The 12,111-nt window shown below is 49.6% G+C and carries 8 protein-coding genes and 1 pseudogene; 3 read left to right on the forward strand and 6 right to left on the reverse strand.

All coding sequences use genetic code 11. The annotated features are described in order from the left end of the window. Positions 1-1,086 (reverse strand): annotated as a pseudogene (locus JIG40_RS02765) (cadherin repeat domain-containing protein); the annotation flags it as partial. Positions 1,087-1,446: 360 nt separating this feature from the next. Here JIG40_RS02765 and JIG40_RS02770 point away from each other — a divergent pair. Continuing rightward, positions 1,447-2,724, forward strand: a complete 1,278-nt coding sequence (locus tag JIG40_RS02770) for a TolC family outer membrane protein (protein WP_020330348.1) — start codon at positions 1,447-1,449, stop codon at positions 2,722-2,724. Position 2,725: 1 nt separating this feature from the next. Further along, on the forward strand, positions 2,726-3,337 hold the full coding sequence (locus JIG40_RS02775; protein ID WP_020330347.1) for an OmpA family protein: 612 nt from the start codon (positions 2,726-2,728) through the stop codon (positions 3,335-3,337). Between the two features lie 66 nt (positions 3,338-3,403). Here JIG40_RS02775 and nhaA read toward each other — a convergent pair whose 3' ends face one another. From nhaA to JIG40_RS02800, 5 genes are all read right to left on the reverse strand, one after another. After that, positions 3,404-4,552 (reverse strand): Na+/H+ antiporter NhaA, encoded by a 1,149-nt coding sequence (gene nhaA, locus JIG40_RS02780; RefSeq protein ID WP_020330345.1) that lies wholly within the window; start codon positions 4,550-4,552, stop codon positions 3,404-3,406. Positions 4,553-4,815: 263 nt separating this feature from the next. Then, the gene (locus tag JIG40_RS02785) at positions 4,816-5,865 is read right to left on the reverse strand and encodes a lipocalin-like domain-containing protein (RefSeq protein WP_225869443.1); all 1,050 of its coding nucleotides are present in this window, start codon (positions 5,863-5,865) and stop codon (positions 4,816-4,818) included. Positions 5,866-5,945: 80 nt separating this feature from the next. Further along, the gene (locus JIG40_RS02790) at positions 5,946-8,399 is read right to left on the reverse strand and encodes an FtsX-like permease family protein (RefSeq protein ID WP_020330342.1); all 2,454 of its coding nucleotides are present in this window, start codon (positions 8,397-8,399) and stop codon (positions 5,946-5,948) included. Beyond that, a complete protein-coding gene (locus JIG40_RS02795; RefSeq protein ID WP_020330341.1) occupies positions 8,380-9,051 on the reverse strand; it encodes an ABC transporter ATP-binding protein in 672 nt (223 codons plus the stop codon). The genes JIG40_RS02790 and JIG40_RS02795 overlap by 20 nt, the downstream gene beginning before the upstream one ends. 123 nt (positions 9,052-9,174) lie before the next feature. Further along, positions 9,175-10,551: an MATE family efflux transporter gene (locus JIG40_RS02800; RefSeq protein WP_020428601.1), complete on the reverse strand. Its 1,377-nt coding sequence runs from the start codon at positions 10,549-10,551 to the stop codon at positions 9,175-9,177. A gap of 100 nt (positions 10,552-10,651) precedes the next feature. Between JIG40_RS02800 and JIG40_RS02805 the strand changes: the two genes are divergently transcribed. Continuing rightward, positions 10,652-12,088 (forward strand): DUF2867 domain-containing protein, encoded by a 1,437-nt coding sequence (locus JIG40_RS02805; protein ID WP_143683242.1) that lies wholly within the window; start codon positions 10,652-10,654, stop codon positions 12,086-12,088. The last annotated feature ends 23 nt before the right edge of the window (positions 12,089-12,111 follow it).

Consider the following 12,111-nt stretch of genomic DNA (forward strand, 5'->3'; position numbering starts at 1 on the left):
CACATTGGGGGCGGTTTCGTAATCGTTTGAGAACGCGGTGACGCCCGCCGCCGTCAGACTGATCGCACCGCTGACTGCGTCGATCTCAAACAAGGCTTCATTGGCATCGTTGTACACGTTGGTGGTAATGGAATACGTCACTGCCTCGCCGTCACCATCGGTGGCCGACACCGTACCAATCACATACTCATCGCTGCTGTTCTCATCATACGAGAACACATAACGGGGGCCGTCTTCATTATCCGGGTCATTCGGATCGAATACCGGGCCAAACTCATCCAGATTCAGCTCACTCAGCTCAACTAAAATGCTGGTAGAATTCTGAACTCCAAGACCATCAACCTCAGTTGCCGTAACAATGATGTCGTGTACATTTGGGGCTTGCTCAAAATCATTCGAAAACGCAACGACCCCAGCGGGGGTCAAACTAATTTCACCAGTGACTTCATCAATTTCGAACAGTGTATTGCCATTTGAATCAAATACATTAGTCGTGATGGCGTAAGTAACACTCTCCCCCTCTGCATCAGTTGCCTGCACGACGCCGATGACATCGCCATCACTACGATTTTCATCATAGGAGAAGCTGTAGCGTGGACCATTTACGTTTTCTGGGTCATTCGGATTAAATGCAGGTGGCGTATCTACCACCGCGATTTCTGCAACAAAATCAGTCAACGCTAAACTTTGAGTTGACGACAGACCCAAGCCTTGTAGACCTTGAGTTTCGAAATTGGTGGCTGCCAAAACTTCGTCACCCGTACGATCAACGCTTCCTGTCGCTGTAGGACTTGAACCATTTTGTCCTCCGGCAGCAGTGGCGAGTTCAGGGTTTTGCGTCGGGTCAGCACCTTGTTGAATTTGTTGCAAAATTTGTGCAATTTCACCATCGAGATTAGTTGGTGCAGCATTGCCGGGATTGACCAGTTCCGCTGTCACCTGAGGTGATGCATCATCACTAACCTGTACAACCACTTCTCCCGGTCTTAAAGGGGTGCCTGCGGCTTGTTCTCTGAATTGGCCATTGCGGTCAATGACAAGCGTGACGTTAGCTAACATAAAGGGGGTCAGAGTGCGAGTGTCCATGAGCGTATGTCCTTATATACATACGAAGAGGCGTTGGACTCCCACTGAACCCAACACCCATTTCGCCTATTCTCATGCTTTAAAACTAGTGATCCTGATATTGACAATCAAATCAATATCTAGAGTAGCGACTCAAAAATTCACTAAGGTATCAATAAGTAAGGAAATTAATCATTAGCACTTTTTTGAACTAATCTCTCACATTGATGATTTATCAACTAAGCTGTCAATAAACTTATGTTTGCCTGTGAATGCTCCATCCATCCTCTTTTCGGAGGACGCGCCTGAAGCAACAGATCATTAAAAAACCATAGGAGCCACCCTGTGAAACGGAACATTCCACTTCTAGCAGGATGTTTGTTGTTATTACCTTTTCAAGCGTCAGCTCAAACTCTGGAACAGGCTGTCGCACTTGCTTTAGCAAACAATCCTCAAATCAAAGCGAGCTACAACCAATTCGTTAGCAATGTCAAAGACAGTGACGCCGCGGGCGGTGCGTATCTGCCAACGATCGATTTAGATGCCGGCATCGGTTACGAGGGTATTCGTCCGGCTGATTCAACGGGTAATGACGACACCGATCTGACCAGAAAAGAAGCCAGCATCATTCTTAATCAACTTTTATGGGACGGTAACGCTACGCTGAACGATATGGATCGTACAGCGGCCGACGCAGAATCCGTTCGCTTACAACTTCTGGACGATGCTTCCAACCTTGCTTTGGAAGTCACCAAAGTGTATCTGAATGCCGTCAAAGCCAAGGAAGTTCTGGCGCTGTCAGAGAGCAACCTCGCCGTACATAAAAAAATCTACCGCGACATCAAAAAGCGCGTAGATTCCGGTGTGGGGTCAACCGCAGACTTAACGCAAGTTGAGGCGCGGATCGCCAAAGCTCAGGGCAACTTACTTGCAGCGCAAAACAATTTGTTTGATACCCACACTCAGTTCCGTCGTCTGGTAGGTCAGGAACCGTTGGGTCTGCTCTACCCGCGTGCGGATGTGTCTAAAATTCCGCTCTCTCTGACCGATGCTTTAGTGGACGCATTCGATAATCACCCCGTGATTAAGATTGCTTCAGCGGATGTCGACTCAGCCCGTTTTCAATACAAACAATCCAAAGGCCCGAACTACCCGACGCTATCTTTAGAAGCACGACAAACCTGGCGGGATGATGCCGGTGGTGACGAAGGCAGTGCCAGCGAAACCGTGGCAATGCTGCGCCTGAAATACAATCTGTACAATGGTGGCAGCGACAGCGATCGCACTGAAAGTGCCGCTTATCAGCTAAACAAAGCCAAAGATCTCCGTGACAACGCGTATCGCGAAATCGAAGAAAGTCTGCGTTTATCGTGGAGTGCTTTGGATTTGACCTTGCAACAGAAAAACTTCCTTGCTGACCACGTAGACTCTGCATCACAAACCGTTATTGCCTACGAAAAGCAATACCGCATTGGTCAACGTACCCTGCTTGATTTGCTCAACACCGAAAATGAGCTATTCGAAGCGCGTAAAGATTATCTGGATGCCAACTACGCCGAACAGTATGCCAAGTACCGAGTCATGAACGCGATTGGGGTACTGATTGATGCGCTATTGGTTGATGTTCCTGAAGAATGGACGAAGAAAGTGGAGTACTGATATGAAAATGAAACTATATTCACTCTCCCTTTTGATGAGTTTGATGTCCTACTCTGCGGTGGCGAGTGACCAATATGATTACATCGAAACGCCTAAAGCTGATCAGATTGCCGACTTGCAAGACGACGACAATGATGGAGTGGTCAATGCCCGAGACATCTGCCCGGGTACGCCAGAGGGCGCTGAAATTGACAATGATGGTTGTGGCGAAGTGGTGCGCAATTCTGCGAAGCGCCAGTTGCACATCTTGTTCGCAAACGACTCCTATGAAATTAACCCAGTTTTCGCAGACCAGATTCAGTCGATGGCTGAATTTTTGAAAACCTATCAGAGTGCTTCAATTGAGATTCAGGGCTACACCAGTAAAGTGGGTACTAATGAATACAATCAGGAGCTGTCACAAAAGCGGGCTGAAGCCGTTGAGAAGAAACTGCTCTCTTATGGCATTTCACCCAAACGTGTTCGCATTGTGGGTTATGGCGAAACTCGCCTGATCGATAATGGCGATAGCAACTCTGCACACGCCGTGAACCGACGTGTGACGGCCACGGTGGTTGGCCTTAAAGAAAAAGTCGTCGAAGAGTGGACCATCTTCTCGACACTGAAAAAGTAAACTTCCTGATGGCTCTAAAGAAAAAGGCCCCATTCTGGGGCCTTTGTTTATTAAAATTGCAGCAGGTTACTTGGCGACTTTCGGCAGCGACAGCCTTAACAACACATAACCCAATATCGCCGCGGTAGTAGAACCCATCAGGATACCCAGTCGTGCATAGGTATCGTAATCAACATTCGCACTGCCAAACGCCAGTGAAGAGATGAAGATAGACATGGTAAAACCGATACCACACAGGACAGACACCGCGAAGATATGCTTGAAGTTAATACCTTCTGGTAGCTTTGCTACCCCGGCTTTCACCGCTATCACACTGAAGCTGAAAATACCCAGTGGCTTACCAATTAACAGACCCAACGCGACACCCAATGGTAAGGTTGACGCCAAGCTAGAGAACGATACACCTTCCAGTGAGATACCCGCGTTAGCGAAGGCAAACAATGGCAGAATACCGAACGCAACATATGGATGAAGTGCATGTTCCAGGTGCTTCAGCGGCGAGTGTTCGCCTTTGTTACCTTTTAGTGGGATCGCAAAGCCAATCACCACACCCGCCAGTGTTGCGTGTACGCCCGATTTCAACACCGCCACCCACAGAATCAAACCCACAATCAGATACGCACTGAGTTTGGTGACGTGTTTGGCGTTCAGCATGAACAGGACAGCGGTCATGATGAAGCCAACGGTCAGAGCAATCGTCGATAAATCACTGGTGTAGAACAAGGCGATAATTACCACTACACCCAAGTCATCAATAATCGCCAGTGCCAGCAAGAACACTTTCAGGCTCACCGGAACACGCTTACCCAATAGCGCCATGATACCCAAGGCAAACGCAATATCGGTTGCCGCCGGAATCGCCCACCCCTGAATTGCTTCCGCATCACCAGAGTTGAACAGTACATAAATCAGTGCCGGAGCCAACATACCGCCCACGGCCGCGATCGCCGGGAAGATCGCCGTTTCACGCGACTTAAGTGCGCCTTCTAATAGCTCACGCTTTACTTCCAAGCCAATCAACAGGAAGAACACCGCCATCAAACCATCGTTGATCCAGTGAGATACAGACATGCCAAACACATAGCTGTGCAGTGCGCCCTGATAAATTTCGTTTAATGGTGAGTTAGCAATAGTCATAGCAATCGCGGCTGCGATCACCAGAAGAATCCCCCCAGCCGACTCCAGCTTGAAGAAGTCGCGAATCATGTCAGTCATTCAATCGCCCTTATAATTATGTTAGTTAACGATAAACAGAAGAATACGAAAGAGTGTAGCCACTCGCAGAATGGTTGAAAAATCGCTTGTAATGAACCTTTAACTCGGAATATCCGAAGTATTCAGCAATTCACCACGTAATTTCTTTCACCATTAACCAAACCATAAGTATAGGAAATAAAACACAATATTTGGTAAAACATGCATAACAAAAACGGGAACCGCTAAGCGATTCCCGTTTAATATCTGTCAGTTAGTAAAAACTAATAGCCGGTCAACTGCATAAAACCTTCCGCATTATGCGAACCAACGGTATAGATAGGCCCCTCCCAGTACGGCAGGGCAAAAGGCAACCAGAGATGTTGATTTAAAACACTGGTCGTGAGGTTAATGTTTTTACTCGGAATGGAAATATGCCACTGCAACGGAACCATCTTACCGTTGGCTAAGGACGTCAGATGAACAGGTGTAATGTTGATATCCGATTCGCGCAGTGACATCACTTTGCCGTCATTGGTTGCCAGAGTGCCAAACACATAAGGCAACTGCTGCGCATGACGATAACGGCTAACCGTCAGCGTAGTCTGCTTGTCAAGCTTGAGAACAAACCAGTCCCAGCCCTGCTGACCTTCCGCCAACAGGCCACTGCCCCACTCTTTACTGACCCAGGCAGAGCCTTCAACTTTCACTGGCGCTGAGTTTTTACTGAGCTGCAGCTCGCCACGCACCTGAATAAACGGTGCCTGCACATTGTATGAAGCAACCGGTAACAGATCGTGTTTGGTTTGATAACCCTTGTCGCCGGGCAGCACATAAGGCCCGGACGCCGTCATTTGCAACGACACACCAAATGAGTCAGTGACCACACTTAACAATCCGGGTAACGGTCCGTTACCTAATGATCGCCAGTCCCAGTTATCAATCCAAAGACGAAACGGTTGATTACTCATACCAGCCTGACCTATGCCACCGCGAGCCATTCGTTGCTCTCGCCAAACGTGGTCGCGAGTGGAAATGACGGTATGCGACAAATACAGTTGCGGGCTTTGCCAGCCAATGGTGTTTCGATCATCATTGGCAATGCGGAAATAGCTCCACTGAACACCATATTGCTGACCGCTGGCATCCTTCACATTGGCAAAGAAGTGCCACCATTCATGCTGAAATTGTGGGTGGAAAGCGAAATCGTCTGGCAGAATCACCGCTTTATTGGGCAGAACTGGTTCATAAACCTGATGTTGCTGTGAAGACAACGCCGCATGAATTTCATCGCTGCTCGATTGTAACTGCGTCGACAGATAAATCTCACGCATCAAGTAGCCAACGAGAGAAAAGACTAACGCAAAAAACAGCGTCGCCAGAATTAACCTCATCCCTTTTTTCATCGTCATCATTACAGCGCATCCCTTAACGACTTCATTGCTGGCTGCCTAACCAAACGAATAACGGGCAGTGCTCCTGCGATGATCAGCGCAAACATCGACCACAAAGCCGTATGTGCATAGGCGGCAGGGATCAATTGCAGTTCAATTGTCCAACCAAATGATTGCCGAATCACTACGTCCACCACCAGTTTTGCCAAAGCAATTCCGAGCGGCATCGCGATCATGAGCGTGATGGCACCAAACACAAACAGCTGCAACGCACCAATCACTACCAACTCTTTACCAGACACCCCCAAGCAACGCAGCAAAGAGATATGTCGTTGGCGAGAAACTTCACCAGCCAGCGTGGCGAAGAAAATGCCGCACACTGCAATCAAGAGAGTGATATTGCCCAGCGTACCAGCAATCGCAAAGGTACGGTCAAAAACGCGCATCGCCTGATTGTGAATACCCGTGTTGTCGAACACACGTTCAGAATCCAAACGGAAAACGGTATCCAGACGTTTTTTCAACCCTTCACCATGAATACCTTCTTTCAGTTTGACGGCCAGTGCAACGTTGCCCGTTCCGGCAAAGGCATACAGCCAGTTGCGATGAGACATCAGCACCTGATTGTAAGGGTTTCCGTAGTCGTAGTAGACGCCAACCACCAGCCAGCCCTGCCCCAGAGGCATCGAGAGATCAATATAGTCACCGGGGCGAATTCCCAGTTTAATGGCCATTGACTCGCTGATCATCACCCCACGTGAATGATGTAAATGGTACCAATAGTTCGGTACGCCCAGCTTGACGGTCAGTGAATCAAGTTCACCATCCGAAGCGCCAGTACTGACGACTTGCAGTACACCTTTGTCGGTAGAGAAATCTTTTTCCCAACGCCACCAAACATCTTTGACTTCCGGTTGTTTGACCAGCCAATCACTCATTCTTGATGCCGAGCTGTTGGTTGGATAGAGATACACGTCAGCAGCCAGTCGCTGCGTCAACCATTTCTCTGTGGTGTCACGGAAGCTGCCAACCATGGTTTCGACGCCGATATTGGCCGCCATAGCCAGCATAAAGGCCATAGTCGCAACACCACGATAACTCATGCTCGCGGCCGCATCCGCAAAGAACCAGCGAACTTTGACCCAGCGCAGCGTGTACGAAAAACTGTTAAACACTTTCCAGATAAGGAACGGCGTAATCAGTGCCACACTCAACAGCATCAAGGCAATAATTGCAAAACCGGAAGACTGGGATTTTGGCGCCTGATAAACCGCCAGTGCCGCGATAAACAGGCCGCATGCTACCAGCGCTTGCAGAGTAAATTCCGATCCGGCAAAGCGTACCAGTGACAGACGTGTCGTCAGGCGGATCGGCTGAGATTTAAGCAAACGAATGAGTGGCCAGGCACATGAGGCAAAAGCCCCAAACGTGGCCAGAAACAGACTGTAGCTGCTCCATGACCAATCCCAACTAATTGAAAGGCCAACATTCGCGTCATAGAGATTGGCTAAACTGGCCGATACCGAAGGAATCAACTTATTTGCCAGAATCAGACCAAACGCATTGCCGCACAACCAGCTTAAAATCACCAGACCTAACAGCTCAAGAGACAGCGCTTTAGCCAGTTGCCAGCCAGAAACACCGGTCTGACGCAGTATGCCGACCAGTGGCTGGCGCTGAATCAGTGACAACGACATCGCCTGATAGAAGATGAATAACCCAACCAAAAACGACAGCATCGCCATCGCCGTCAGGTTCATGTGGAAGGCATTGGTTAACGATTCCAGTTCAGAGCGGCTGCTGCGAACCAGCGTCATGCCATTGGGTAATGCATTCTTTAGGGCTTCAAGCTTCTCAGCGGGCATCTCGCTGCACGCAATCACCGATAAACCCGAGCTCTTTTTCAGCATGCGAACCAACGACAAATCGGCAATCACTCGCGTGCCGTTGATCAGGTTGTCATTGTCAATCAGTACCGGGCCCAGCTTGGCGCCATCGTCCAATTCAATAAAGTCGCCATCAGACCAGCCCTGAATCGACGCAAAATCCTGACTGACCATGATCGGATACGGCGGTGACATCAAGGTTAGCGTATGCATTTCGCTGAGGGTTTTGCCATTGCCCAGAGGCAGCATCGCCACGGGGTCGATGCCAAGCAAGGTCATGTCAGCGCCGGATTTTGTTGTCAGACGGTAGCTATCGAAAGGAGCACACTGGTTAAAGCCATCACGGCGCAACTGGACATAAAAGCCCTGTGGGATTTTGTTGGCGATGTGTTTGGTTCGAATGCGATACGGAAGAGGATTTGAGAATAGTTTTTCACCATGCTCATAGCTTTGACGAGCATGCTGGTTAATCGCGGTTACACCAACTAATAAGGAGACACTGAGCGTAAGGCCCAGCCAAACTAAGAAAATTTGCAGTGGGTAGCGACGGTAATGCCCAAGTAGTGCTTTAACTACGGGCCATAACATGAAGTTGTCCTCCCTGGAGACGAATGCAACCTTCCATGTGTTGCGCCACTTTTTCACTGTGCGTCACCAGCAACAGAGTGCAATCCAGTTGCCTTGCCAACGTCGTCAGCAAACGCATCACTGCTTCTGCATTACGCTCATCCAGGCTACCTGTCGGTTCATCGGCGAGCAGCAACGTTGGCTCCATATACAGAGCGCGGGCGATCGCTGCGCGTTGCTGCTGACCACCGGAGACTTCTTCCGGATAACGTCCAAGCAGCGGCATTAAATCCAGCGCTGACAAAATCTGACGCCACAAGCCCGGATCTTCCGGTAAGCCTTTAAGTTGGCGGCAAAAACGAATATTGTCTGCGATATTCAGCGTTGGTAACAGGTTAAACTGTTGAAAGATATGACCAATATTATTGCGACGAAACGCGGTACGTTTGTGTTCAGCGTTATTGTGCATCGCGAAATCGGGGAACCAGATTTCACCAGAATCGACAGTATCCAGCCCCGCAATCAAATTGAGCAGTGTACTCTTACCCGAGCCACTTTCTCCCATCAATGCTAACTGATCGCCACGATTTAACGTCAACTGCGCCCCCTGTAAAACAGGGTGGAATTCATCACCATCCACATAGCCTTTGGACAGGTCTTTCAGTTGTAACATCAAATCACTCACTGTCGTTTCAAATTGGACTGAGAATCTACACTAATTCCCTTTCAGTAGGAAGTATTTTGGATATTAGATCACAAAATATGCACCTAAATGCATTATTAAACCGCCTTACGTCTAGTTTTCGATCAAATTCCGCATCCACATCTTGCTCTTCATGCGCCAGGAAGAGCCAAACCATTTGACGACTTCTTCGGTCAAAAACAGCAGATAAATCCACTCTGGTTTCACATTCAGGTAAATTGCTGCGAAAGCCGCCAGTGGAATACCGATTAGCCACTGGGCAATCATGTCCTGTCCAAGGCAGAATTTCACATCCCCGCCCGCACGCAGTACCCCGACGATCACCGTCATTGGGATCGAACGCAACACGATACCCAGACTCAGAATCATGATGAATTTCTCTGCCAGTTCGCGGGTTTCAACCGTTAGAGCACTAAACGAGTTCAGGATCGGAATCTGTATCACAAACAGCAGCATCGCCACAACAATGCCGACCACAAAGCTCAATATCGTAATGCCAATGGCCTGATAATAGACCGCATCGTAATTTTTCGCGCCCAGCTGGTTCCCGACCAGCACTGCGGCCGCATTAGACATACCGATCAACAGGCTGAGTGAGATGGACTCCACCGGCGTCATCACCGACAGTGCCGCGAGCCCCTGCACACCGGTTTGCCCCATGATCGCGTGGTAAGCAAACAGCCCTCCGGCCCAACTCAGGAAGTTAAATGTGGTCGGCAGAGACAACTTCAGAAAACGTGCGATAGTGTGCCAAACCAGAACCGCGCGCATATCACCCAGATGGAATGCCAGCAGATGATGCTTGCCGTACAGATAGCCATAAAGTGTCACAACTTCAATAAAACCACTGAGCAGAGTCGCAATCGCTGCCCCTTGAATTCCCATCGCCGGAAAGCCGAACTTACCGAAGATCAGAATCCAGTTGAGAAATACGTTCGATAAAATGCCGATGCCACTGAAGAAAGTGCTGATGCCTGGTTTGTGCATCGCACGCAGCCCCACAGCCATACTGCTCACACAGGCAACCGCGAACATACTGAATGAAGTAATCACCAGATACTCTGTACCCAACTCGTTGACCCGTGCTGAATCAGTTGTCAGCCCCATGATCTGCGTTGGGAAGAACAGAAACAGCGCCACCGTGAACATGGCAAAGAACATCGACACCAGCCAGGTCAGTGCGGTGCTTTCCCGAACCCCTTGTTTATTGGCGGCTCCCCAGTACTGCGCGGTAAGTAGCGCACCGCCCGTCGTGACCCCGACTAACATAATAGTGGTCACGAAGGTAGCGCGAGCCGCAACACCCACCGCCGCAATTTCGGCTTCCCCAAGTTGGCCTAACATCAACACATCCACCAGACCACGGCTGGAAAACATGATACTTTGCAGACTGATAGGCAGCGCAATCGCGACTAGGCGGCGGAGAAAATCACCCTTTGTGTAATGTAAAACTTGAGAGACAACAGACAACAGACCACCTCAAAGGCAAGAGTTTGATAGCAAGGGGAAAAGTGAGCAGCTATTATACGCGTATGCGCATAATCACACCACTCCATTCAAGGGACGACGAATGAAGAAAGTTCTAGTACTGGGAGCCTCTGGCTACGTTGGTTCTCAATTGCTTCCACAACTCCTTGATGAAGGTTACGAGGTCACGGCGGCATCGCGCCATACTGACTACCTCACTATGCGCACCGCGCCTCACCCGAATCTGACCATCACTCCCCTCGACTTGGCGGATGAAGCCGCTACACTGACGCTGGTACCACAGTTTGATCTGGTATTTTTTCTGGTCCATGGCATGGCTCAGGGGCACGACTTTGTTGATTACGAACTCTCCCTCGCCCACCACTTTAAAAACGCGCTCGATCAAAGTCAGGTTCAGCACGTTATTTATCTAAGTGCGCTTCAACCACAAACCGGTAACTCCGAGCACCTCAAAGCCCGACGTGAAACCGGTGATATTCTGCGTCAATCCAAGGTTCCGGTCACTGAACTGCGTGCGGGTGTGATCATCGGTCCCGGCTCAGCTGCTTTTGAAATCATGCGCGATTTCGTCTACAACCTTCCCGTATTGATCGCGCCGAAATGGGTTGATTCCAAAGCCAATCCGATTGCGCTGGCGAACCTCAATCACTATTTGCTTAAACTGGCACAGGAATCTCCCACGGGCCATCAACTGTTTGAAGCGGGAGGACCCGATACCCTTACCTATCGTGATCAGTTTCGCGTGATTTGCGAATTGGCAGGTAAACCCTTTCGTTTGTGGTCTACTTCCCTGCTGACTCCACGTATGGCTTCGTATTGGCTTGGTTTAGTCACGTCGGTGCCTTCGAGCATTGGCCGCGCACTTCTGGCAGGGTTAGAGCATGACTATGTAGCCAACTCGAGTGAGATTCAGCAACGCTATCCGCAACCGTTAATCCGCTACTTTGACGCGGCGAAACACTCTATTGAGCAAGAAGGCACCTTTGTACGCAGTGAAGTCTGGGGCTTTGATCCGGGCGCACTGAATCGTTGGCAGCCGGGGTTTGGCTATTATCCTAAACAGGCGGGCGCAACCATCACCACCGAGGTTAGCTCGCAGCAGTTGTGGGCCGTCATCCGCACCATCGGCAGCCGTGAAGAAGGTTACTTCTTTGCCAATGTACTATGGCGCACCCGTGAATGGCTCGATCTATTCTTTGGCGGCGGCAAACCCGTTCGTCGCAGCCCGCCGGGTCCAGAGCTGCAAGTGGGTGATTTCATTGACTCGTGGAAAGTCATCCGTAGCGAACCCAATCGTTTTTTGTCACTGTTCTTTGGTATGAAAGGCCCGGGGCTTGGCCGCCTGGAATTTACGATTAAGGAAATTGAAGGCAGACGCGAGCTGAATGTAACCGCATGGTGGCACCCGCAGGGATTCCTTGGCTTGTTGTATTGGTTCGCCATGATGCCCGCCCATCTGTTCATCTTTAACGGTATGGTGAAAGCCATCGTGAAAAAGGCGCAACAAAAAAGGCTCTGAACAGCAGAGCCTTATCAATACGA

The sequence above is a fragment of the Vibrio sp. bablab_jr001 genome, from assembly GCF_016464285.1.
GTDB classification, from domain to species: Bacteria; Pseudomonadota; Gammaproteobacteria; order Enterobacterales; family Vibrionaceae; genus Vibrio; species Vibrio fluvialis.